Source organism: Hyperthermus butylicus DSM 5456 (assembly GCF_000015145.1).
Taxonomy (GTDB): domain Archaea; phylum Thermoproteota; class Thermoprotei_A; order Sulfolobales; family Pyrodictiaceae; genus Hyperthermus; species Hyperthermus butylicus.
Genome location: NC_008818.1, coordinates 1,535,397 through 1,558,341 on the forward strand (window position 1 = coordinate 1,535,397; position 22,945 = coordinate 1,558,341).

A 22,945-nucleotide genomic window follows, 5' to 3' on the forward strand; every position below is an offset into this window, starting at 1 on the left:
TGATGATTATGCCTCGAGTCTACGTAGCCGGAGTCGGGATGACAAAGATCGACCGTCACTACGACAAGGGTATCCTGGACCTAGCAGCCGAGGCCGCCTTTAGAGCCATAGACGACGCAGGAATCAAACCCGATGCTGTGATTGTTACGAGCATGCTTGCGAGCAAGCTACAGGAGCAGGACAATCTTGGCGCCTACGTAGCTGCTGGACTGGGGCTGCGCTACAGACCCGCACTACATGTTGAAGCTGCCTGCGGCAGCGGAGGCGCTGGCGTTTACACGGGGTTTGCCTTGATACGTTCGGGGCTCGTAGATTCTGTGCTGGTTGTTGGCGTTGAGAAGATGACTGATTACCCGACAGCCATTGTCACCGCTGGCTTGGCGCAGGCTGCCGACGCAGAGTACGAACTCTATTACGGGGCCACGTTTACCGGACTCAACGCACTCATGATGAGGTATTATATGGAGAAGTACGGGGTTACAAGGGACGAGATGAGCGAGTGGCCAGTAATGATGCACGAGAACGCCCTCAGCAACCCATACGCACAGATAAGGAGGAGGATAACGAGGGAGGACGTGGCTCGCAGCCAGGTGATAGCTGATCCGATAAGACTGCTTGACAGCAGCCCCATAGGTGATGGCGCTGCAGCCGTCCTACTAGTCTCGGAGGATGCCGCGAAGAGGCTGCCCGAGAAACCCATCGTCGAGATAGCCGGTGCTGGACTGGCCGTGGACACCGTGGAGCTTAGCAATAGGGAGATTCTCGACGGCATGCCTGCCGCTAGGAAGGCTGCCGAGCAGGCTTACCGTATGGCAGGGGTGGAGCCAAGCAAGATAGACGTCATGGAGATCCATGACGCGTTCACGATAAACGCGATACTGCTATTGGAGGAGCTAGGCTTTGCGGAGAAGGGCAGGGCGGCTAAGCTAGTAGCTGAGGGCCGCTTCCACCCAGGCGATAGGCCGACGGCAAACCCGAGCGGAGGCCTCAAGGCCCGCGGCCACCCAGTAGGCGCAACCGGTGTCTACCAGGTAGCAGAGGTGACGATGCAGCTGCGCGGCGACTTCCCCGGCGTAAAGGTCGATGGCGCCGAGGTAGGCTTAGCAGTTAACGTTGGTGGCGACGGCTCGACGGTTTCAGCCCTAGTCCTCAGACGCGCCTAGCCCATATCACTGTGAAGGGTGTATATCCATGACCATAAGCATGCACATATCCCCGGCTAGGATATGGCGTGAGCGAATCTACAGGTACAGACTTGTTGGCAGGAAGTGCCTCAAGTGCGGCCGTACACACTATCCACCAAGGCCAGCATGCCCTCACTGCGGCTCTCGCGACCTGAAAGAGGTTGAACTACCGAGGACCGGCGTACTGGAGACCTATACGGTGATATACACTGTTATGGATGGGTTTAGAGAGAAGGCACCCCTAGTGATAGGCATAGTCAGGCTAGACGATGGCACCCGTGTGCTCGCACCGATAACAGATGTCGAGCCCTCCGAGGTTAAGACTGGCATGCGTGTCGAAGCGGTGCTAAGGAGGATAAGAAAAGACGGAGAGGACGGCTTGATAGGCTACGGTACTGCTTTCCGCCCAGTACTCTCCGCGAAAACCAGCTAGCAGCCACCATACCGTCTTGTTTTTACCTCTCCCAGGTCCCATCCTACCCCTCGCCTAGCAGTTCCTCGGCCTCCTTTGCGCCCTCCTCCAGCTCCCGCACCTGCTCCGGATCCAGCCTCCTAAGAAGCTCTAGAAGCTCGCCTACGTGAGTCTTCTCTTCGCGGGCTATCTCCTCGAATAGCTTTCTCGCCTTCTCGTCGCGGACACACCTAGCTATCTGGAGGTAGAGGTTTATTGCGTCGAGCTCACCGATTATTGCGAGCCTTACAGCTTCTGCTAGTGTGAGCTTGTCAAGACCGCCGTTACACTTGGCTAGAAGAGGGTGTTGCGAGAGCATACATGTACCCCTCCACACTACCAGTAAGGTAGGCCATGACTTTCCCTTTTATAGTAGTCGGGGCTGCTCGTTCTGCATATCATTGTGCTGCGGGCCGGGGTACTGAATAACGCGGCCCGGGACTACGTTGCTGTCTGCGGGAGGTGTCTCGGGGGCTTGCAGGAGAGTGAACGCTCAAAGCTTGAAGAGGTTGTACGGGGGATTATCGAGGGCCGCATAAAGCTTCATGAAGCCGACAAGATTCTCGGCAATGCCAATGCAGGTGCTCTTGCTCGGAGGCTTGCGCTTGAAAAGATGCTTGGCGTTAGCCTTTCAAGTATTGGGAGCACCATACTGGACTTCGAGGAGCTTGTTGGCAGGAACATCGAGAACCCGATTGGCGCGGTTCAGATCCCGGTCGGCATTGTTGGCCCGTTGAGGGTTAGGGGCGACTATGCTAACGGCGATTACTACGTGCCAATGGCTACTACCGAGGGGGCCCTTGTTGCAAGCGTGAATCGTGGCGCTAAGGCGATAACTCTTAGCGGTGGTGCTAGGGCCAAGGTGCTCCGGGACGGCATGGCGAGGGCTCCCGTGTTCTGGACGCCCGGCATTGAGGAGGCTGCACGCTTCGTTGAATGGGTACGCGAGCACATGGACGAGGTTAGGAGGGAGGCAGAATCCACAACAAGGCATGGCAAGCTGTTGGAGGTTCAGCCCTTCATTACGGGTAACCTTGTCTGGCTGCGTTTCGTCTATGAGACCGGTGACGCCATGGGAATGAACATGGCTACTATAGCTACTGACAAGGCTGCTGAATGGATACTGGCAAACTATCCGGGCACTGTCCGGCTCATAGCGCTCAGCGGTAACATGTGTACGGACAAGAAGCCAGCACTGCTAAACATGCTCTTCGGTAGGGGGAAGACAGTTGTAGCCGAGGCGGTTATCAAAAGGGATGTCGCGCTAAAGGTTTTGAAGGCTCGGCCAGAGGAGATAGACTTCGTAAACCGTGTCAAGAACTTGCTTGGCACAGCCAGGGCTGGATCGTTCAGCCTCAACGCTCACTTCGCAAACATCATAGCAGCAATATTCATCGCGACCGGGCAGGACGTAGCACAGGTCGTCGAGAGCAGCATGGGCTACACGTGGACAGAGGTGCGTAACGGAGACCTCTACATCTCGGTAACACTTCCAAGCCTAGAGGTGGGCACCGTCGGGGGAGGCACCCGGCTCCCCACACAGCGGGAAGCACTAGCCCTCATGGGTGTAGCAGGCGGCGGAGACCCGCCAGGGAGCAACGCCAGGAAGTTCGCCGAGATAGTAGCAGCAACAGTGCTTGCAGGCGAGCTAAACCTGCTAGCCGCGCTAGCCGCAAACGAGCTAGCCAGAGCTCACAAGCTACTAGGCAGGGGCGAAGCCAGAAAAGAGAAAAACACGGCAAACAGCAAACCCACCAATTAGCAAACAACACCACACACAAGCAACAAGACACCAACAACAAGAAAAACCTACTAGCAGGCTCCTTTCTTAGTTCCATTCGCTCACTTATATATTTTGGTTAGATACCCCTACTTGCAGACCCAGAGCTCGATTTTTTTTTTTTTTTAAAAAAAACAATTAGAAAAAACAATGTTTAAATGGAAATAAGAATAAGAATGCAAGGTGAACAAACATGGGAGGCAAGGTATTTTTGGTATCAGCACCGCTCCTACTTGCCGCCATGACTGCGTATATGCTTTTCGTAGCAAACTATGTGCAGCATGCCCCACAGTGCTCCGTTACTGACAATGTAGTAAAGCTCTGTGTCAAACCAGTAAATGGTTCATCACTTACAAGAGGATGGGGGACAAGGATAGCCACCAACTATATCGACGACAAACGATATGATGCAAATATATTTGTGATATGGTCGCCAAACCCCTGGTATCGCGTCGATGATGCACTGAGATACCTTAGGTCTAAGGGCTACAACGTAACCACCGAAGATATTAATAAGCTCACAGTCCTCTTCGCCATAGAGGTAAAAGTGTTTAAGCCAGTAAAAACTACTCTGCCCTTCACGCTAAATGACACCGCCACGCAGGGTCCCACTATAGTTTATGGGGAAGAGAGAAATTATGCGCTTGACGAGAAGGTGCTTGTTCTCGGCAATCCCGCGAAGGGCGTATTCTACGCGCTGAAACTGAGAAACAACAGGATAATTGACGCTGCCAAGCTCTACCCCGTACTCGTAAACTACACTGTTCAAAGAGAAGTAGACAACTCTTCGTGTATCTCACTGGAGGAGTTTGTCAGGAAGTACCATGTTAACCATACTGTCGAGGAGCTTAGAGCCCTCGGTGTACCGGAGAAACTCTGCAACGAAGGAATAACCATCATTGCCCGCTATAAGCTACGTCCCGCAGATGCTAACCCGGATGTATCGCGGATCTACGTGGATTTACTCGGCAAGGATGTAAACGTCCTCGACTACTTTTACTATACGACCTATAGCGAGACAGCAAGCATAATGTCTGGTGCAGCTAAGAGCGTGGCAAAGATGACCGTATGGTGGGCAGGCACTGTCCCTGTCTACGTACGCGACGAGAGCTACTGTAAGATAGAATGGTGGGCCTACTTGCTAGGCATATGGAAGAATACAGAGTGTGACCACGCAGCCTTTATAGCACCCTATAATGGCATTGATACTGCGCATGTTGAATGCCTCGGAAAGTTCTACTATATAGGGCCATTAGCCATAGCAACGTTCTGCGGATCAGCTAAAATAGACGTTAACGCATACTCCGAAGAGCCCTGCCACAAGGTTTGCTCTTGTGGCGAGCTCTGCCCGTGTTCTGCAGTTAATAGCTGTCCATGTCGTTACGCGTGCGACCCCTGCCTTGGATGCACAAGATGTACACTGCTATCACACAGCTAGATCTTAGTAATACGTTCACTACTAGATTCAATAGAACTCTTAACTCATATCGATATCATTAATACTTTTATTTATTTAACAACATTTTAATAGCAAGTATAGGACTAGAGTTAATAATGTTCGTCACTAAAGACACATATTATATGACTTAATTCACTACGGTTAGTATGCATACCTCCTTACTGCATAAATGTTCTCGAGCTACTAGGCAGAAGCAAAACAAAAGAAGCCAACAAGCAGTATGAAACTATTAACTAAGCTGCATTTGTGACCCAAGATCCTTGCAACTGACAGGCTAGCCTAGTCCGTGAAGGGGGCTACTCCAGAGTTCGCGGTTTCTTGGCGTGTATTGCCTGGGTTTACTCGCCATAATGACTTCAGCTTGTTTAGGACCTTGCTCTATTAATTTTACATCGCTGTAAAATAGCCAGAGTATGGCAGCTGCGGAGGCTACATCTCAGAGCCTCATGTTGAGTGTTGCTACGTAGTTGTATCCGGGGAGCGTATAGTAGGCCTTCTTTTCGACTCCCGAGAACTTGTCGTAGCCAAGGTGGATTGTTATTACGCTGCGCCCATCCGGTAGAAGTCTTGTTACGTGTATTCGCTCGTAGAGGTTGTTGAAGAGTATTCTTGGAAGTATGTCACGCTGCTCTACAAGGAATACTCGAATCTCTCACGTGCCCTCTCCTCACGTGGATCTTCAAAACCAGACCGACGTCACGTAGAAGCTTTCAAGCATTTCTCCAGTAGACATGTACCTAGCACACCAAGCATAAAACCACCACAATGACGGTTGAGTATTAAGATTTCATGCCTAGAGGACAATCAAGCATTTACAATGCTTCCTCATGCGTAGACACCGCTCATGCCCACTCTAAGATTTTGCTCAGGACTAAGCCTAATAGCGTGGGAAATCCCACCTTATAGTGGCGGGATAGTGGAGATTATAGCTAGGGTTGACAAGAAGGGCAGAGTATTGATACCGAGCGAGATACGATTCCAACTCGGCATAAGAAATGCCGTTAAAATACGTGTTGAAAACAATAAGCTGATTATAGAGCCTGTAAAGGATCCTATAGAGGCACCAGCATCAACAGTGCCTAAGGGCACCCATGACGTTGAGGCAGAGATAAACGAACTTAGACAAACTGCTGCAAGAGAGGCCATGCAGAGGCTGAGAGAACGATGGTTCTAATAGAGACAGATCTTCTGCTAGCGTTGGCCTCGATAAGCATCATAATGAGGCGGCTGAGATTGTTAGGAGAATAAGGCCTCTCCGTCTAACACCATACGCGCTGGTAAAGCTTGATCTACTGCTTCTATCCGGGCGAATAGAAGCTAAGCTGCAGGAATTCTATGAGAGCCTCGAGGAACTACTAGCATTCTACAACATAGATATTGCTGTCCCTAAGCCAGCCCACATAGCGTTGGCCTGGAAGCTCCGCGAGACATATGGGCTATCGTACTTTGATAGTCTCCACGCAGTAACAGCAATAGTTGAAAATGAGGCCCTAGCAAGCTATGATAAGGTGTACGCTCGTGTAAGGGAGTTAAAATACCTTCATCCCAGAAGCCTCCTAGCAGCAGATAGCAAGCATACGTTAAGCTAGATTAAGCGTAGAAGGTATACGACGTAATCCGACTTATGTAGCAGCATCAACTCATATGTGCATCCAGCACATAACCTACAAGTAGCCATTAGGGAAGTTCAGTTACTAATACATCACCTGAGGCTAGCACTACTTAGTTATGTGTAACCTAGCGGTAGGAACGCTAACAAGTAGCCTTACTATGCAGCCTCTGCCTCGTCTGCGATGGTAGCGTCTCCGTGTCACCATACATGTGCTGCCAGGCTGCCGTAGAGTAGTATTGAGCCTGCTACTGCGAGGCCGCGGGCGAGGCCGTAGATGCCGTAGCCTGTAGCGCCACTCTTTACCATTGCTCTTGCTACGGTCTCGAAGCCTGCCTCTGCGACGCCGCTTGCTGCTGCAGCTGCATAGGCTAGTAGTGGTAGCGTGGGCGATGTTACTGCTAGGATGCCTCCGGCTAGGCCTACCACTGCTGGGAGGGCTACTGCGAGGCGCGGATTTGCGTCATATAGGAGGCCTATGGGTATTGCTATGAGCGCGTCTGAGAGCATAGCTATGGCATAGATTATGAATGCTCCTTTCTCATCCACTACGCCGAGCATCTTAGCTACATGCTCTATTGCCAGTGGGCTGGCTGCAAGGGTGCCTGCTACAAGTACGTAGGCTACGCTGTGCCAGGTGCCTCGGAGGGTCTCAGCCAGATCCACGTGCCTGGGTTTCGGCACCACGCTGCGGGGATAGAGCTTCATCGCAGCCACTATGACTGGTATTGTTAGCGCACCAGGTATGGCTAGTATCCAGAACTTTCCGAGGGACACTACTATCATTGCTATGAAGGGGCCTAGGACGGCGCCGAACTGGTCTAGGAACTCGTGCACCCCAAATACGAGACCACGTCTTTTCCCTGCTATACTGGAGAGTAGTGCATCGCGTGCTGGGGCACGTACCGCCTTGCCTATACGCTCAAGGGAGTAGCCGAGAGCCAGCATGGGGCCTCCTAGGCCAGCAACGAGTATGCCTAGCGGTATGAGCCCGTAGCCTAGGAGTATGAAGCCCCAGTATGCCCCCAGTCTCTCAACGACCAGGCCCGTGAGGGGTCGTAGACCCCATGCTAGAACCTCGCCGACGCCTGCAACACCGCCCAGCTCCACAGTGCCAGGTATGAGTACGGGTAGCGAGCTACGGAAACCCTCATAGCTAGCATCGCCTAGCATGCTTACGAGCCCGAATAGCGCGACAACAACAAGTATGGCGCGCAGTCCTCCACGCCGCACCGCCGTGCTCACCTAAGAGTCTCCAAGACCAAGACCGCGCTGTCATGGGGCAGAGTTATTATATTTGAGGGAGGCCCGCGACAACTCCGGCTGGGTGCGCTCCATAGTAGTCCCGGGCGTGGAGGAGGTAGACCATGCCTCCAATACTTGAGGTCCGCAACCTATATGTGCACTACTACACACTCAGAGGCATCGTCAAGGCTGTCGAGAATGTGAGCTTTACCTTGGAGCCCGGCGAGGTTCTAGGCATCGCCGGTGAGAGCGGCTGCGGCAAATCCACCCTCGCCTGGTCACTTCTACGCCTTGTGCCCCCGCCGGGCAGGATCGTGAAGGGCAGCATAATAATTGATGGCCAAGACATAGTGAATATGAGCGAGGACGAGGTAAGGGCTAGGATAAGGTGGCAGAAGATAAGCATGGTGTTTCAAGGCGCCATGAACGCTCTAAATCCGATGTACAAGGTCTGGGAGCAAATAGCAGAGCCACTCATAGTCCACAGGGGTATGACGAAGGAGCAGGCTTACCGCCGCGCAGTTGAGGTACTAAAGCTGGTCGGCCTAGGCGAGGACATTGCTAATAGGTATCCGCATGAGCTGAGTGGCGGGCAAAAGCAGCGCGTAGTAATAGCCATGGCCCTCGTGCTCGATCCCCCAATACTCATAGCCGATGAGCCCACCACAGCCCTTGACACAATCATCCAGGCCCAGATACTAAACCTGCTCAAGCAGCTTAAGAACGAGCTAAACATGAGCATAATATTCATCACTCACGATCTGAGCGTCATTGCGGAGATGGCTGACAAGATCGCAATAATGTATGCTGGCCAGATAGTGGAGTATGGCCCGAGCGAGGAGATATTCAACAACCCACAGCATCCATACACGAGGGCACTCCTAAGAGCAATACCCAGGCTGAGAGGGCCAAAGGAGAAGCTACACTACATACCAGGCCAGCCACCAGACCTTCGCACACCACCGCCGGGCTGTCGCTTCGCGCCACGCTGCAGCGAGGTAATGCCAATCTGCAGGGAGCAGGAGCCACCATACTTCCAGGTCAACGAGGGCCACTTCGCAAAGTGCTGGCTACACCGTGGCAAGCCGCAGAAGGACAGCATTGTAGACTAGCGGCTCGGCATTTGCTCCCCTGCCCATCCCCGCCCCCGCCGCGGGGCGGGTCGCCAAGGCCAATCCTCCACATCGCCACCTCATTCTTTTCCTCACACCCAGCAGCGCCAACACCCATTCTCTCTGTCACGGTTTTAACGCTGAAGAGAGGTGGGAGGGTTTGGCCGCGGCCCCTAGCCGGCCCCAGGGTCATAGAGCCGCCTCCTCGGCGGCCTCACCCCGGGTGTCGGCCGAGGCCCCAAGACTCGTAGATGTAGTACATAGCGCGGGGCGGAATTAACAGCTATCCCCATGCTTCGCTAGCACCAATATAGCGTGCCACAAGGGCTATCAACACCGTGCTCCAAGCCTCCCGGCCATACCCCTCCACCGTAACGACGTGACGGGAACAGCTCATGAGCTTGGAGGTTGCTCCGAGGCTATATTGACTGCATTATTGTCCGCAGCGCTAGGCAAGGACCTGGCAACAGGAGGTGACAATACACGTCACATCGCCAGCAAGCTAGGAAGAGAGTTCAGCATCAACAAAGTCCACCCCCACGGGACCTGGTAGACTATGTGCTCATGTCTTGCGGGGGAAGCATTAACCCCACCCGCCCAGGGCTGTCTACATGAAGCCCCGCGGGCGAAGCCGCCGCAAGCGGCGGGTTGTGAGCCCGCGGTCTGGGGGCGCCCGTAGAATCCCACTTACTCTGCCACAGTAACCTTAGCCTCGTAGTTTTTGGTGACAGATGCGACAACGGTCCACGGGGCTGCAAGACATCGCTTCACGTGTATCTCCAAAACATCGTTGACATGGGCTTCTGGAACATACTATGCGCTAAACGCCTTGCCCAGTGTTTTATAATCTTGATCATCTAGCTGTGCGGCACCTAGCGCTCGTAGAAGTAGCTAAAGCCCCGGAATATGTTTCGAGGAGCTTTATGGAGCCGGGTATGCTGTAGAATGGTTAGACTGTTTTCGGGTCAGCCTCGAGGTGTACGGCCTGGCCCCGGGCTGAGGCTGGAGCGACGCTGGAACAATTATCCCGATACATGGTAGGCATCTATGATGTAGTTTATGCTCGTCTGACAGAGGAGCTTGACACAAACCTATACACTGCTAACGATGCACAGCCTGAGAAGCTAAGGGGGGGCGTAGGACTGAACTACACATAGCAGATAACGGAGTACGACAAGCCGTAGTATAACAGTGCAGACACCATACCAGCTTAGGTGCTTGAGGTTGACCACAGCTTGGCCCGGGTAGTCTACGTCACTGGCGAGGGGCGCCTTGCAAACCTCTCCTCAGCCGCCTCGGTCGTCGTAACCGTTTTGCTCGCAGCTGCTCTCTCCGGCTCGCTACGCGCTACGCTGTATATCCTCCTCATGTTCACCGTGCTCACACTGATATTGTATATGGCACGAAGACTCTTTACTAGAGGCGTCGAAGCAAAGCTGAAGGAGATCATAGCAAGTATGAGCAGTTCGACACTCACCTTCGCAGAGATCATCGAGGCCGAGATAGGGAAGCTAGTTTCGCGCGGCTTCTGGGCCAGACTAAGCGGCTACCAGCGCACCGTCGAGTTCCACCCAGAGCAGAAGACAAGGCTCGACAAGCTGGTGCTCGAGCAGAAGCAATTCCTGACAGTAATTGGCAGCGACGGCTCCGGCGTGCTCCAGCTCCCCGCAGTGAAGCTCCGAAAGAGGGGCTACGAGGATGTCATAGTAGCCTACGCTGCACCGGGACTCTTCCGCGTCGAGCCAGACAGCTTCAACGTGCTAACCGGCGACGATTACGTAGAGGTAAGCTTTGAGAGGGAAGCCCGGCACCTAAGTGGAACCGTAACAGCCCTCCTCACAAAGGCTAGGAAGGTCACCGTGGAGCTGGTGTACGAGAGTGGGAAACAGCACCGTGTCAAGCTGTTCTCGGGCCGCGAGAGCCGCAGAATAGAGTACATGGGGCTTACCGAACCACTAGTCATCATAGGCCCCGTGAAAGCTGTAACACCACTAGTACTCAAGGAGAAGCTCAAGCTGAAAAATACGCTACTAGCAGGCTACGGCGAGTTCAAGCTGAGAATAGTACTCCACATGCCCCGTGGCCGCCGCATAACAAAAGCCTTTACACTTCGCCTTAAACCCCTGCAACGCTAGAAGACAGTACCAGGGGATGCGGAAACCGCTGGGAGCACCCTCGGCGCAGACCCGGGGGAGGAGACCCGGGGCTGATGACTGGAGGGGATTACCGAGCCCCAAGATCCTCACAGCATACTAGCCCCTCCCTCAAGGCCATTCGTTACTTCTTGCCCAGCTGGCGTATGCCCTGGGCTAGTCTCTGGATCACCGTGGCCCATGAGGCTGCCGCAAGTATCGCGTAGAGCTTCTCGGCTATGTCTAGTCCTGTGAACCCATGCACTATGAGGACCAATGCTTGTGCCGCGACTCTATCGCTTCTTTCAAGGAGGCCTATACCCTCCATGGATTTCCCGGTGAGGCTTTCGTAGCGTGCTCTCGTGTAGCTTGTTACCAGTGCTCCGGAGAGGAATGCAAGAACAAATAGGGGGTTGTAGCCCAGTAGGAGGAAGCCAAGCGCGTAGACCGTGTCGGTTATCCTGTCGAGAACGCTATCTAGGAAAGCTCCGCGGGGGCCTGCTTCGCCACGTAGCCTTGCTACTGCACCGTCGAGAGCATCTAGGAGCCCACTAGCGGCGAGCATTACGGCTGCTGCTATGGGCTTGCCGCTACTGCATGGTGCGAGGTAGGCTAGGGCTGCGGCGAGGCCCAGGACCGTGTATACGTCGGCTGGTAGCAGTGCAAGGGGCTTGGCTGCTCTCGCGAATAGGCCTGCTACCTGGCGGCGGAGTTTTCCCAGCATGCCGGCTATTCCTCCAGGGCTGCAAGCGCCTTTAACACGTCTATAACCGGGTTGCGCTCGGGCACCGTGGCCCTCGCTATTATCTCACGGTAGACTAGCCTTGCTAGGCTACGGCGTATCTGCACCTTTTCATGCGCCAGTACCACTGGTAGTGGCAGCCGGTAGCCGGGAAGCGTTAGCTCGTGAGCTACTGCTACGGCCTCTGCCGTCCAGGCATTGGGGTCTTCGCCGCGAGGTACTGGCACGTCTAGCCTGTATGGCCGTAGGGTGTTACCGGGTAGAACGTAGGTCGACACAATCTCTATGCCCGCTGAGCGGTAGGCGTTGCAGAGCCTCTGGGATAGCTGGCTGCACAATGGAACGGGTTCTGTGTAGGCTGAACCCACGCCAGCAGCCCTAGCTGCAGCTGCGAGAGCCAGTGCTAGGTCCTCGTCGCCTAGGCTTCCTGGTACTTCTAAACCAGCACTACGTGCCAGGCTTGTGAGGATGCTTAGTCCTGCAATACGTTTTACCACACCAATAACCCGAACGCCTTCAGAGAGCTTCGAAGCGAGAATTGTTGCCCGCAGATTGTGGTAGCGCGGAGCAAGCCTTAGAGCTTCAGGCTCAGCCAGTCCGAGCACCTTCATGTACGCTACCGCCATTGCCGCCGCGTCGGGGTCGTGTGGAGGATCCGCTATGGGACCGTCGAGGAGTATGTAGCTACCCCTGGGGGGCTCTACCGTGTCTAGAGCTGCTGTTTCAAGGAGGAGCATTGCATACTCGGAGACGAGTTCTACCATGGAGCCCGCCGGGTCTACCAGCTCGAAAACCTCCACTGCTGGATAGGAGACCCTGGCCCTGCCGTCTCGGTACTCCACCACTGCGGAGGCGGCGAAGACGTAGTAGCGGCCGAGCCTGCCACCGACATACTGGCGCGAACCGTCAACACCGTAGAAGGTGTTTGCACGTACTTTCCCCGGTATACCGTGTAGGAGGCCTCGCTCCTCTAGAGCTGCGAGGAGCTTCTCGCTGAGCCCCGCTAGCCTGGCATAGTCTTGGCTCTGGGCCCGGGCTAGGGCGCGGCGGAGGAGCTTCTCTACAAGCTCACCGTCGCTAGCTATCTCCGATGCTAGCGCTGCTAGTTTCTCTCTAACCCTTTCCACCAGCTCCCTCTCCAACACCATACACCCGGCGTAGGCTCTCCACAAGCCGTGTTCTGCCCATCGCATGGCTTACCCTGCGGCGGCCGGTGCGTACGAGTGCCGGGAAGCCGAGCATGTTCATCTGCCCAGTTACCACTGCTATGCCGCGCGGTAGACGAGTAAGCCTCCTTTCGAGGCTTCTCGGCAGACCACCGCTAAGCTTGGAGACATACGGGATATCCTCTACCGCGAGCCTATAGATTATCCACGTGTTAACCATCGATAGAACAACAGGATCCACGAAGGCTGGCCTCTGGCTCACGAGTACAAGGCATAGCCCGAACTTGCGGCCCTGCGTAGCTATCAGCGCGAGGTAGTCCCTGGCTAGGCTCCATGCCACTGGGTATGTGCGGGGGTTGGGTGCGTAGTTCTGGGCCTCCTCGATCACCAGCGCGAGGTAGCGCTCCTCACCCCTCACCTTGTACTCTGTAAACACCTTGTAGAGGAGCCGGGCCAGGTAGGCTACAACGAGCTGGCGGACGGGCAGCGGTATCCCTGGGGCGCCCTCGGCTGAGAAGTCGATTATCGCGAGGCTGGGTTGCGCCGTCAGCTCATCGATAAACCCCTTGTCTATGCTGGGCTTCCTCGATATAACACCGTAGCCCTCAACTATGTCGCCGACAAACTTGTCCACCGCAGAGCGTACCGCACGGGCTGTCTGGGGGTGTATCGGCGCCCCGCGCCCAGTGCTTAGCTCGGAGAGCAGCTCGTAGAGCTCCGAGACCCTCCTCGTGAATATCTCTGTGTAGCTTTGGTACTCCTCTCCCAGCTCCCTCAAAACCCTCTCAAGAGCTGCCACCTGCAGCTCGTTAACGTCTACGCCTCCAGACTTGTAGGTGACTATGAACTCTGCAAGCTCGCGAGCAGTAAACACGTCGAGGTCTATCGTGACGGTTCTGGTGTACGGCTCGAAGCGCGCCGGGCTCCGCGGGAAGACGAGCCTGTATACAGCATGGTACTCTCCAAGCCGGTGCCCTGAGGCGAAGGCTTCGTGGTAGTCTAGATAGTCGCCATTAGCATCCACCACCACTGCCGGTAATGCACCATACCGGCCATCGCCGAGGGGTATTCTCGATAGCAGCTCTAGCATGTAGCCAACACCGTAGCTTTTCCCGCTACCTGTCTCCCCGAAGACACCAACATGCATAGTGATGTTCTCGATGTCGAGCGGCAGTCCGAGACCCTCATAGCCAAGCAGCTCACCGTACCAGACGACGCCAGGAGCATCACGTTCTACTCCGAGGAGCTTCTCGAGCTCGCCAGACCCCAGCATTCTAACACGGTCACCAGGCTTTGGTGGCCGGTCGGGCTCCTCCAGCCCTCTCCTGCCAGCTTTGCCCAGTATTGCTGCCTCTGCAAGCGTGTAGCGGCGAGCAACCTCCTCAGCTAGGGGTGGCAGGAGTCCACGCCGCCTGGCTTCACTCCAAGGGTCGCCTTCGACGAAGAACTCGTTTACTGGCACAATCCTCTCGATACGGGCTAGCAGGAGTTCCGAGCCACGGTTAGACTCTATGATTACTAGTTGGCCTTCCCTCAGCCGCTCCTCGCCAGCCTCCGTCAGCTGAATCTTAGCCTCATCGCTTGTCGAGCCACTAAGCACAAAACCTACGAGCAGTGTCAAAGTATCCGGTGCCCCGCTCCTATTCCCTCGCCGGGGTTGAGTAGTGAAAGGGCTGCGGGTTCATCAGAGGGTCTAAAATCTCCTGGTTTTGCTTAATCTTCCGGAGGCGGCTGGATTGGCTCGTGCGAGAACTGTTAAGCTTTATGATAACCTCTACCTTATACGTGTCGAGGACGATGAAACAGGGTTCTTCGAGGCTCTCTGGGAGATACCAGAAGGAGTAACCTACAACTCCTACCTAATCCTAGGCCAAAAGCGTACAGTTCTGCTTGACACTGTTAAGAAGCCCTTTACACTTGACTATCTGGAAGCTCTTAGCAGTATTACTGAGCTGCGCGATATAGATGTCATTGTGGTCCACCACTCTGAGCCAGACCACTCTGGCGCCTTGCCTGAGCTGTTAAAGCGTGTAGGTAACGTTGAAGTCTATGGTCATCCAATGGCGAAGACTATTATTGAGAGCCACTATGGTGTAAAGCTGAACTCGTTCAAGCCTGTGCGGGAGGGCGCCAGACTAGACCTCGGTGGCGATGAGTATCTAGTGTTCTATCAGACTCCATGGGTTCATTGGCCCGATACAGTTATGAGCTTCTATGAGGCTCGGGGCGTCCTATTTTCCGGTGATGTGTTCGGCTCCTACTCTATACCTTCAAGCGTGACTGACGAGCATGTGGAGGATTTTACCACATATATCCGGTTCATGAGGAAGTACTTGGCTACTGTTGCTGGGAGGTATAGGAGCTGGATATTGAAGACGCTGGACAAGCTGGAAAATGCTGGCGTTAAACCTAAGACAATAGCGCCGCTTCACGGCCTAGTACTGCGACGCTACATCGGAGACTTCTTGAGGCTTTATCGTAGCTGGGTGAGCGGCGACCTAGACAAGAGTAGGGCTGTTGTGATCTACGGTAGTATGTACGGTGCTGTGGAGTATGCAGCACACATCGTGGCCGACATGTTACGGGAGAAGGGGCTTCACGTAGCTATCTACGGTTTCAACGATAAGAGCCGGGCCCTCATAGCCGACGCTATCGGCGATGCGTTTGACGCAGGCTACATCGTACTAGGGGTTCCGACATATGAGGCTGAGGCCTTCCCCCTAATGACCTATGTTGCTGAGCAGCTCTGCGCTAAGGCTGCTGCTGGGCAGAGAGTGATGCTGTTATCCTCCTATGGTTGGGGTCCTGCTGCCATAAAGAAGCTGGAGCCTTTGCTGACAAATTGTGGGTTCAAAATTGCTGCTCGAGTCGAGGTCCGCGGTGTAGAGTATGGTGACAAGCTGCGCGAGGCCGTAGAGAAGCTGCTAGCTGGCTAGGATAGTGATAAACCGCTATACAGCTGGAGGCTCTGCCCCGGGTGCAGCTAGGATCCATGGGCGGGCTTGGGGGGCTGCTAAAGGCGTTAGAGAGGGTTGGCTGGCTGCTAGATCGTAACGTTCCAGTGCTAGGCTGTAGGCTTGGATCTCGCAGCTGCTGGAATGTGAGAGGCGACTACTGGCTAGCGGGTGGGTTTGAGAAGAGCATTGTCAGCCAGCTCTTCCACTCTACTTTCGGGGTTAGAGTATCCTTTGATGAGAGGCTTGTGGTTTTTCACCGTATACCAGCACCTCAGAGCGAGTATGCCATCGAGGTTTTTGCTGAAGCGCTAAGACTCAGCGCAATAGAGTATGTGGCTGGGCGTGGCTGGGTTCTCCACCCTAGTGGTGCAGCTGCAAGTCTTGCAGCAAGCCTTGGCGCTCCAACCATCGGCGTTTCAGGGCCGCGGGGAAGGCGGCTTAAGGGTAAACGTGTAAGGCTCCCAGAGTGTAGCATTGGGAGCCGCAACTGGGTCTTGGTATCCGTTGATGGCTGGGTAGGCCCTGCGAGGGTTGTTGGAGAGTGTACTGTGAAGGTTAAGGACTTGGCTCCAAAGGGTATGAGGCTCCTAGATCCCGGCAGCATGGAGGAGGCAGTGGAAGTTAACGCGGAGGTAGTAGGCGGCCTAGCCTCTGAGGCTAGGGAGTTTATCAGACGCGTCTACGCGAGGTACCAGGCTAGCAGGGGCAGGCTATACGTAGCCTTTAGCGGTGGCTCCGACTCCGCCACAGTCCTCAGCCTCGCGAGGGAGGCTGTTGGCCCCGAGAACGTGGTAGCAGTATACGTTGACACCGGCATGGAGTTTCCGGAGACACGAAGGTATGTTGAGAAGGTTACTAGCATCCTGGGTGTAGACCTAGAGGTTGTTGAAGCTGAAGCTGAACCCATCGAGGAGATTAGGAGAAGAGGGCTCATGACGAGGGATGACAGGTGGTGTACCCGGCTACTAAAGCTCAAGCCGTTGCGGCGCTTCTACCGGTCACGCGGCGTAAGGCTCATACTCGACGGGGCTCGCCGCTGGGAAAGCACGACGAGAGCCTCGACACCTAGGATTGGCGAGAATCCCCTCATACCTGGCGTCGTGAGGGCACTACCCATACATCACTGGCCACGGCTGGCTGTGCAGCTCTACCTCTACGAGAGGGGCATACCATTCAACCACCTTTACAGCAAGGGGCTCACACGCATAGGCTGCATATCATGCCCCGCAATGCATCTCTACGAGCTACACATAGCATACCATCTACACCCCTGGTGGTTTGAGAAGCTAGCTGAGGCCGTAGCAGAGCACTACGGGCTCTCACAGCGCGAAGCCCTGCGGTTGCTATTAGTCGGCTCCTGGAGGAAGGCTGGAGGCCGAAAGGCGTCTTAGAAGCTGGGCTGCCTCGCGCAGCTCAGCTCCCGCCTTTGCAGCACCACGCAGCTCTAGGGTGTTTGCTATCGCTTCAAGCCTATCAGCTAGAGCCTCCACAGCTACGAGATACCTTGGAGCCATTGATAGTTCGTACTCTCGAGCCTCGTCGAGCGCAACTACAAGTATGTCCTCAAGCTCCTCACATAGGTCTCGCGCGGCGGACTCGCTGCATGCACTACGTATCCGGGACAGTGCCTCTACAATTATCTCCCCCGGCTCCATGTTATTCAACCCCCAACCTCTCGGGGCTGATGAATTCCAGGCCCCAAGACCCGAGAGGGCAGGGGGTGACGAGGGGATTAGCCGCCTGACCCTCCCCTCTTGACTCACTGGTAGGGGCTTAGCCGATAAGGTATTACCTCGGTTATGGTTTCCCCTGGGGCTCCGTGGTTGAGGCCAGGCGACTGGTTCATAGACATGTTTACTAGCGAGGCTGAGAAGCTCCTGGAGTCCCTGAAGGCGCGGCAGGCTGGAAGGAGTCTTCAGAGCGTTGATACGTACTGGTGGGTTCCAGGCCTTCCCGAGGATGGGGATGCTGATCGCCCAGTTGCAGCCGTGGATGGAGGCGGCGGATTCCAGCCTCTTGCTATGGGGTGGAGCCTCTACATAGCCAGGGCGTACGGCTACGTTGAGGGTGGGGAGCCCGAGAGGGGGCTGGAGCTTCGCCTCTATCCTGTCCGCGATACCCGTGTCCTCGACTCGCTAAGATCCTGGCTTGAGCACAGGATTGCTGTGAGGCTCGTGCACCGGCTCCCACCGGGCAGCATACTCCTAATGGATGGCAGTTTGTGGACCACAATCACGTCGGCTTTCCGCTCCATAGCCAGACTTGCATCTAGTTCGATAAGCGGTATCGGAGGGGTCTACACGGCGCTCCACAGCAGCTACCTACTCGCCGAGGTAGCTACACTCTGTAGAACTGCTGCTGAGCGGGGGGTTAGGCTTGCCTATGTATCGAAGGATCACGGGTTTAGGGCTTTAAAGGAGAAGGTTTTACTTGAAATGGTTGCCTCGAAGGCCAAGCCGCTGGCCCAGCTGGTTTCAAGGGCTCTGGATTACTACCCGCTAGCGATGAGGGAGCAGCTGCTATCCGCTCGAAGGCTCGTCCCGAGAGAGCTGAGAGGCCTCTATGACGCTGCACTAGACCCGAGCTACCGAGATCCAGCATTCCTAGCTGACACCGCGGGCTTCAGTGTTGGCTACACGTGGCCGCTAAGGCTGCCACCGCCGCACCAGCTGCACAGCAGGCTAAGACGTGGCGGGCTACGCGGTCTCCTCGAGGCTGCAGCTGAGAAGGCCTATGTACTCCTCGGAGACGAGCCGGAGGCTAGCGAATTCCGCTCCCTCGCAGAGAGGCTGCCAGAGCTTCTAGACCAGCTACCCGGCGTAAGCATGGTCTATGTTAGGCTTGCTCCTGGCGACCAGCCTCTCCTCGTCGAGATACCCGGGCCTTCAGGCAGCTACTATTCGACGGGAAGGGTGCTCGTAGAGCCCGACGCCGCCGTGGAGGAGGTGCTCGCTGCTCTTCGCAGAGGCTACGGGGATCCCGATTACTACAATATACCGCTCATAGCTGCCCACTTGAACGCTACGATCACAGGGAGGCAGATGGAGGAGTACATGGGGCTCCTTGAGAGCCTAGCACTGGCCCAGGGTGTAGGGCTGCGGTTTACAAGACGCTACAGTATATCTCGAAGGTTTAGGAGGAGATTTGGAAGACTGTAAAACTCCTTAACCCTTGTAGACACTCGTTACTACATGGGTGGGTTTGATGGCATCTAGACGGCATACCACTCTTCTAGCAGTACTTCTGGCAGGTATCATTGCAGCTACTGTTATCGCCATTTATGCTCGTGGCAGGAGCGGTGCTGCCAGTGTTAGCCCGGTAAGCCTTGACAAGCTGCCGTGGCCACGGCTTGTCAAGGTTTCGACTCCTGCCATAGGTTCTAATGGCGTGTTTGAACACGCATATACTTGCGATGGTTCCGATACATCACCAATGCTGACCATAGAGCTTACTGGTAACGCTGCGAAAGCCAAGTCACTGTTAATAGTAATGTTTGATCCTGATGCTCCCCGTGGAGTGTTTATCCACTGGCTCGTCTACAACATACCTGTAAACTCCACTGTAGTCGTTGTACCCGATAGTTTACCCAGACAAGCTGTAGTGGACGGCTTTTACCAAGGTGTTAACGACTTCGGCTGGATCGGCTACGGTGGGCCCTGTCCACCTCCGGGCGACCAGCCACATAGATACTACATACGTGTATTCGCCCTAGACTCTATGATCTCCTTGAGGCCGGGGCTACGGCTCGATGATGTGTGGAACGTCGCTAAGAGCCACATTATAGCGTATGGCGAGGCTGTCGGAACGTATAGCAGGGCTGGCTAAGGCATCTTAGACTTGTGGAGCTACAGGGGAGGATTCGGGAGAAGTGTAGTGAGGAGGAGTGCCTTGGCCGCGTACCACATACCTATCATGGTCCCGATTAGGGCCAAGGTTGTGCGTATTCCGTGTTCCCAAGGGTTGGCTCTCGATGGCTTGGAGGAGTAATAGTTGAGCTTGAGACTGGCGCGCGTGTAGACATGCTAATGCCCGGCTCTATTGCGCGGTGGCTCCAGCCTGGAGAGCACGTAGAGGCGTTATTCACGGAGGAGCCCGAGGCCATTAATGGCGCCTATGTCGCGCCAAAGGATAGCTATAGGCTTTGGCGGCTATGGAGTGACGGCAGCCGGGTCGAAAAGATACCGGTTTGGCCGCCGTGGAAAAAGGAGGTAAGACTGGAGAGGGAGAGCGTCTTCGGAAGGAAATTGTACGAGTACAGGATTGTTGCCAGGGAGGCTGTCTCGGAGGATGACTACAAGGAGATTGTGAGCCTGGAACAGTACCATTATGCAAGCAAGGAGGAAATAGTGGCTATTTGGCGCTGCCCGCTCTGTGGCAGGTACGCTGAAGCCAATGTACAGCCGGAATGTCCAATGTGCGGTGTACCTATGAAGCTACAAGAGATAAGGGGTAGTCTTCCTTCGAGCCGGTTTATGGTTCTAGAACTTGTCTCTAGGGAGCCCTATGAGCCCAGGATAGTGGGCTATGTACGTGTCGACACGCCGATACCCCTAATGCATCGGCGCATAGTAACTGAGGACGGCAGGGTAATAGTCGAGAAGATGATTAGAGAAAAGGTGTTTCCAAGGGACTGGTTCCACCCAACCTTCTGGCCCCTTGCCATTCAGAGGAGAAGGCAGATACTTGAGAGGTTTAGGGAGTTAGCAGACCTCTATGGCTCGAAAAGAATTGCACGTGCAGCCGTGGGCGAAGAGATAGCTGAAGAGGCTCTACGTAGGGCTAACACCGCCGCTGCCCGCATTGCCCGCGTAGTAGTACACCCTGACTACCGTGGCGACGGTCTTGGCGTGTTAGCTGTAAAGCTTGCCGTGGAGTGGATAAAAGGAGCGGCGAATACCAGAGATGAAGCGCGCCAAACACGTCGTTGAGACCATAGCTCAGATGGCTAGGTATAACCCGTTCTTTGAAAAGGCGGGCTTCTACTACATGTGGGATACTGCGAGCAGCCGCCCAGTCCTCATGTACCCGCTAACCGAGGAGGCTTAGGAGGAGGATACTCGAGTTCCTACAACGCGACCCCCAAGCGAGGAGGCATGGAGGCAAGCTGTTCCAGCCAAGGTATGGCAGGGTTGAGCCATTAGCTGGACCTATAAGGTTGGTAAACCTCACGAAGATGTATAGGAGCCAACTAGACGTCTCTAGGCTCCCGCCAGATCTCCAAGACGTGCTCAAGGCTTTCGGCGCTGAGAGGAGGCTAGTAGAGAGATACGTACTCAGGGACGTAAACATAGAGGTCAAGCCAGGGGAGGTTGTGGCCGTCGTCGGCGCTAGCGGTGCCGGCAAGACAACCCTTCTGAGGATGGTTATCGGAGCAGCACTCGGCATTGACAATGAAAACTACAGGACAACAAGTGGCAGGGTCGAGTTGCCAAGCAACGTTAGACTTGCCGCATTATTGCCGGGAGAGATTGAGCCCGAGTTTGGCGATGAGACCTTGCTGGAGCACGTTTCGAGAAAGACTGGCGACCCTGCTGTGAGCGTGGAGATACTCAACGCTGTAGGCCTCAGCGACGCGATATTCTACAGGGCAAGATTTAGCGAGCTATCTACTGGGCAGAAGGAGAGAGCCAAGCTTGCCAGCCTCCTAGCCGAGAAGCCAAACCTGCTGATAATAGACGAGTTTACCGCCCACCTGGACCGACTCACAGCGCAGAGGGTTGCAAGGAAACTCGGCAAGCTTGCAAGGGCAGCGGGTATAACCGCTATAGCCTCGACTAACCGTCCCGAGGTGCTCGAAGCACTAGCGCCAGACAAGATCATACTAGTGGGCTACGGCTCTGCCACGGTGGTCTCCAAGGAGGAGCTAGGCCTTGGCTAGGCCTCAACACCCGCCTCTTTCCTAGTCATGGATGGAGCTGCCTGGCTGGCTAACGGCTGAGACTGCTGCCATCCAGCGTACATGGAGACTGACTGCTGAGTAAGGGGTCGCTGTGCCGCTAGCTGCATGTAGGGTGTTTGGATCTGCTGGATAGGCGGCTGAGGAGACGCCATGACGGGGTATGGTGCTGGCTGCAGCATTGGTTGGGCCTGCTGGGCTGGCAACTGTTGCGCCATGGGGAGCTGCGGCGGCTGGACTGGCGGAACCACGGCCTGCTGCAGGTACGGCTGGGCTGCCGGTGGTGCCATGGGCTGAGAGAACGCTTGCTGGTATAGGCGGCGTATATCCTCGTTTACGAGGTGTAGGTACACCTGGGTAACCTTGATGTCCTTATGGCCGAGGAGCCTCTGCACCGCAGGCAGTGGTAGACCCCTACGTAGAGCCTCTGTTGCGAATGTATGGCGTAGCACGTGGGGCCTAACCTTTCTCGGATCGAGACCTGCCCGCTTCGCCAGCGTCTTTAGCCTCTTATAGAGCCCACTATAGCTTATCCCAAGCAGCTTATCGTCTGGCTTCATGTCTGGATGCAGCTGGAGCCAGATCTGCATCGCATACTCAGTCAACGGGCCATAGAGGACTATCCTCTCCTCCCCGTACTTGGCGCCTCTTACTCTTATCTCGCGGCGCTGGAAGTCTATATCGCCGAGCCTGAGTTCTACAGCTTCCTGGGCTCGTAGCCCTGTCTCAAAGAGAAGCGCGACTATGAGGAGGTCTAGGGGGTCCCGGGCTGCCGCGAGTAGCTTCTCAACCTCCTCCCTACTCAGGGCTTCGACGCGTGCGCCGCGGGGCTTCTTTACCACCGGCACCTTTACATCTAGGCCTAGCCATGCTAGGAAGCCCCGGAGGAACAATGTGTAGTAGTGCATTGTTGCCTGGCGGCTGCGGGCGTCGAGGAGATTATTGCCGCTGCTCCTTGGCCTTCGCACACCCTTGGAGAGCCTCTCGTATATCCATGCGGAGACATCGCTGCTGTCTATCTGGAAGATGTGTTTGTCGCCTATGAAGTCTAGGAAGTCGCGTAGTGCTGCACGGTAGGCCTTCACAGTCTTTGGGCTTGCACCAGCTGCGGCTAGGGCTGCAAGGAAAGCCTCAACTATCTCCTCGTTGCTCTTCGATTCTATTCCGGGCGGCGGCGGTGGCAGGTCGAATTTCGTCAAGCAGCGTCCCTAT

Annotated in this window: 21 protein-coding genes and 1 pseudogene; 15 read left to right on the forward strand and 7 right to left on the reverse strand. The window is 55.2% G+C overall.

Annotated elements, in window-relative coordinates; genetic code table 11:
* The first annotated feature begins 8 nt into the window (after window positions 1-8).
* Together HBUT_RS08000 and HBUT_RS08005 are read left to right on the forward strand one after the other, a co-directional pair.
* Window positions 9-1,163 carry a thiolase domain-containing protein gene (locus HBUT_RS08000; RefSeq protein ID WP_011822668.1) on the forward strand — a complete coding sequence of 385 codons (1,155 nt, stop codon included), beginning with the start codon at window positions 9-11 and terminating at the stop codon, window positions 1,161-1,163.
* A 28-nt stretch (window positions 1,164-1,191) separates the two neighbouring features.
* On the forward strand, window positions 1,192-1,617 hold the full coding sequence (locus HBUT_RS08005; RefSeq protein ID WP_011822669.1) for a Zn-ribbon domain-containing OB-fold protein: 426 nt from the start codon (window positions 1,192-1,194) through the stop codon (window positions 1,615-1,617).
* A 43-nt stretch (window positions 1,618-1,660) separates the two neighbouring features.
* On the opposite strand, the gene HBUT_RS08010 is transcribed toward HBUT_RS08005, so the two are convergent.
* Window positions 1,661-1,954, reverse strand: coding sequence for a ferritin family protein (locus HBUT_RS08010; protein WP_011822670.1), 294 nt, complete (start codon window positions 1,952-1,954; stop codon window positions 1,661-1,663).
* Between the two features lie 156 nt (window positions 1,955-2,110).
* On the opposite strand from HBUT_RS08010, the gene hmgA reads away from it, so the two are divergent.
* The 4 genes and pseudogenes from hmgA to HBUT_RS09300 form a co-directional block, all read left to right on the forward strand.
* Window positions 2,111-3,397 (forward strand): hydroxymethylglutaryl-CoA reductase (NADPH), encoded by a 1,287-nt coding sequence (gene hmgA, locus HBUT_RS08015; protein WP_011822671.1) that lies wholly within the window; start codon window positions 2,111-2,113, stop codon window positions 3,395-3,397.
* A gap of 211 nt (window positions 3,398-3,608) precedes the next feature.
* Window positions 3,609-4,853, forward strand: coding sequence for a hypothetical protein (locus HBUT_RS08020; protein ID WP_048061583.1), 1,245 nt, complete (start codon window positions 3,609-3,611; stop codon window positions 4,851-4,853).
* Between the two features lie 937 nt (window positions 4,854-5,790).
* Window positions 5,791-6,048, forward strand: coding sequence for an AbrB/MazE/SpoVT family DNA-binding domain-containing protein (locus tag HBUT_RS08025; protein ID WP_011822673.1), 258 nt, complete (start codon window positions 5,791-5,793; stop codon window positions 6,046-6,048).
* A gap of 46 nt (window positions 6,049-6,094) precedes the next feature.
* Window positions 6,095-6,463, forward strand: a pseudogene (locus HBUT_RS09300) (PIN domain-containing protein); the annotation flags it as partial.
* Window positions 6,464-6,684: 221 nt separating this feature from the next.
* Here the strand turns inward: HBUT_RS09300 and HBUT_RS08035 are convergent.
* Window positions 6,685-7,728 (reverse strand): MFS transporter, encoded by a 1,044-nt coding sequence (locus HBUT_RS08035; protein ID WP_153801437.1) that lies wholly within the window; start codon window positions 7,726-7,728, stop codon window positions 6,685-6,687.
* A gap of 122 nt (window positions 7,729-7,850) precedes the next feature.
* Here HBUT_RS08035 and HBUT_RS08040 point away from each other — a divergent pair, with 122 nt between their 5' ends.
* Entirely contained in the window at window positions 7,851-8,840 is a 990-nt protein-coding gene (locus HBUT_RS08040; RefSeq protein WP_011822675.1) for an ABC transporter ATP-binding protein, read from the forward strand.
* 1,235 nt (window positions 8,841-10,075) lie between these two features.
* The gene (locus HBUT_RS08045) at window positions 10,076-10,975 is read left to right on the forward strand and encodes a hypothetical protein (RefSeq protein WP_048061585.1); all 900 of its coding nucleotides are present in this window, start codon (window positions 10,076-10,078) and stop codon (window positions 10,973-10,975) included.
* A 142-nt stretch (window positions 10,976-11,117) separates the two neighbouring features.
* Here HBUT_RS08045 and HBUT_RS08050 read toward each other — a convergent pair whose 3' ends face one another.
* From HBUT_RS08050 to HBUT_RS08060, 3 genes are read right to left on the reverse strand one after another with little or no spacing between them, the layout of a single operon-like run.
* Entirely contained in the window at window positions 11,118-11,696 is a 579-nt protein-coding gene (locus HBUT_RS08050) for a CDP-alcohol phosphatidyltransferase family protein (protein ID WP_011822677.1), read from the reverse strand.
* Window positions 11,697-11,701: 5 nt separating this feature from the next.
* Window positions 11,702-12,856, reverse strand: coding sequence for a DNA double-strand break repair nuclease NurA (locus HBUT_RS08055; RefSeq protein WP_011822678.1), 1,155 nt, complete (start codon window positions 12,854-12,856; stop codon window positions 11,702-11,704).
* Window positions 12,828-14,501 carry an ATP-binding protein gene (locus HBUT_RS08060; protein ID WP_011822679.1) on the reverse strand — a complete coding sequence of 558 codons (1,674 nt, stop codon included), beginning with the start codon at window positions 14,499-14,501 and terminating at the stop codon, window positions 12,828-12,830. Before HBUT_RS08060 ends, HBUT_RS08055 begins: the two co-directional genes overlap by 29 nt.
* 115 nt (window positions 14,502-14,616) lie before the next feature.
* Between HBUT_RS08060 and HBUT_RS08065 the strand changes: the two genes are divergently transcribed.
* Both HBUT_RS08065 and HBUT_RS08070 read left to right on the forward strand, forming a co-directional pair.
* Window positions 14,617-15,816: an FprA family A-type flavoprotein gene (locus tag HBUT_RS08065; protein ID WP_011822680.1), complete on the forward strand. Its 1,200-nt coding sequence runs from the start codon at window positions 14,617-14,619 to the stop codon at window positions 15,814-15,816.
* Window positions 15,817-15,872: 56 nt separating this feature from the next.
* A complete protein-coding gene (locus tag HBUT_RS08070; RefSeq protein WP_011822681.1) occupies window positions 15,873-17,228 on the forward strand; it encodes a phosphoadenosine phosphosulfate reductase domain-containing protein in 1,356 nt (451 codons plus the stop codon).
* On the opposite strand, the gene HBUT_RS08075 is transcribed toward HBUT_RS08070, so the two are convergent.
* A complete protein-coding gene (locus tag HBUT_RS08075) occupies window positions 17,184-17,492 on the reverse strand; it encodes a hypothetical protein (protein WP_011822682.1) in 309 nt (102 codons plus the stop codon). The genes HBUT_RS08070 and HBUT_RS08075 overlap by 45 nt on opposite strands.
* A 168-nt stretch (window positions 17,493-17,660) precedes the next feature.
* Here HBUT_RS08075 and HBUT_RS08080 point away from each other — a divergent pair, with 168 nt between their 5' ends.
* From HBUT_RS08080 to HBUT_RS09920, 5 genes are all read left to right on the forward strand, one after another.
* Window positions 17,661-18,995, forward strand: a complete 1,335-nt coding sequence (locus tag HBUT_RS08080) for a DNA double-strand break repair nuclease NurA (RefSeq protein WP_011822683.1) — start codon at window positions 17,661-17,663, stop codon at window positions 18,993-18,995.
* A 46-nt stretch (window positions 18,996-19,041) separates the two neighbouring features.
* The gene (locus tag HBUT_RS08085; protein ID WP_011822684.1) at window positions 19,042-19,662 is read left to right on the forward strand and encodes a YbhB/YbcL family Raf kinase inhibitor-like protein; all 621 of its coding nucleotides are present in this window, start codon (window positions 19,042-19,044) and stop codon (window positions 19,660-19,662) included.
* A 122-nt stretch (window positions 19,663-19,784) separates the two neighbouring features.
* Window positions 19,785-20,765, forward strand: coding sequence for a hypothetical protein (locus tag HBUT_RS09910; RefSeq protein ID WP_228546740.1), 981 nt, complete (start codon window positions 19,785-19,787; stop codon window positions 20,763-20,765).
* Complete coding sequence (locus HBUT_RS09915; protein WP_228546741.1) at window positions 20,740-20,883, forward strand: hypothetical protein; 144 nt, start codon at window positions 20,740-20,742, stop codon at window positions 20,881-20,883. The genes HBUT_RS09910 and HBUT_RS09915 overlap by 26 nt, the downstream gene beginning before the upstream one ends.
* Before the next feature lie 109 nt (window positions 20,884-20,992).
* Entirely contained in the window at window positions 20,993-21,715 is a 723-nt protein-coding gene (locus HBUT_RS09920; RefSeq protein WP_228546742.1) for an ATP-binding cassette domain-containing protein, read from the forward strand.
* On the opposite strand, the gene HBUT_RS08095 is transcribed toward HBUT_RS09920, so the two are convergent.
* Window positions 21,712-22,932, reverse strand: coding sequence for a tyrosine-type recombinase/integrase (locus HBUT_RS08095; protein WP_011822685.1), 1,221 nt, complete (start codon window positions 22,930-22,932; stop codon window positions 21,712-21,714). The two genes, HBUT_RS09920 and HBUT_RS08095, sit on opposite strands and share 4 nt — an antisense overlap.
* Window positions 22,933-22,945: the final 13 nt, after the last annotated feature.

Coding starts and splice junctions, on each gene's coding strand:
- HBUT_RS08000 (WP_011822668.1), top strand. CDS start 9: ATGCCTCGAGTCTACGTAGCCGGAGTCGGGATGACAAAGATCGACCGT.
- HBUT_RS08005 (WP_011822669.1), top strand. CDS start 1,192: ATGACCATAAGCATGCACATATCCCCGGCTAGGATATGGCGTGAGCGA.
- HBUT_RS08010 (WP_011822670.1), bottom strand. CDS start 1,954: ATGCTCTCGCAACACCCTCTTCTAGCCAAGTGTAACGGCGGTCTTGAC.
- HBUT_RS08020 (WP_048061583.1), top strand. CDS start 3,609: ATGGGAGGCAAGGTATTTTTGGTATCAGCACCGCTCCTACTTGCCGCC.
- HBUT_RS08040 (WP_011822675.1), top strand. CDS start 7,851: ATGCCTCCAATACTTGAGGTCCGCAACCTATATGTGCACTACTACACA.
- HBUT_RS08050 (WP_011822677.1), bottom strand. CDS start 11,696: ATGCTGGGAAAACTCCGCCGCCAGGTAGCAGGCCTATTCGCGAGAGCA.
- HBUT_RS08070 (WP_011822681.1), top strand. CDS start 15,873: ATGGGCGGGCTTGGGGGGCTGCTAAAGGCGTTAGAGAGGGTTGGCTGG.
- HBUT_RS08075 (WP_011822682.1), bottom strand. CDS start 17,492: ATGGAGCCGGGGGAGATAATTGTAGAGGCACTGTCCCGGATACGTAGT.
- HBUT_RS08085 (WP_011822684.1), top strand. CDS start 19,042: ATGGCATCTAGACGGCATACCACTCTTCTAGCAGTACTTCTGGCAGGT.
- HBUT_RS09915 (WP_228546741.1), top strand. CDS start 20,740: ATGAAGCGCGCCAAACACGTCGTTGAGACCATAGCTCAGATGGCTAGG.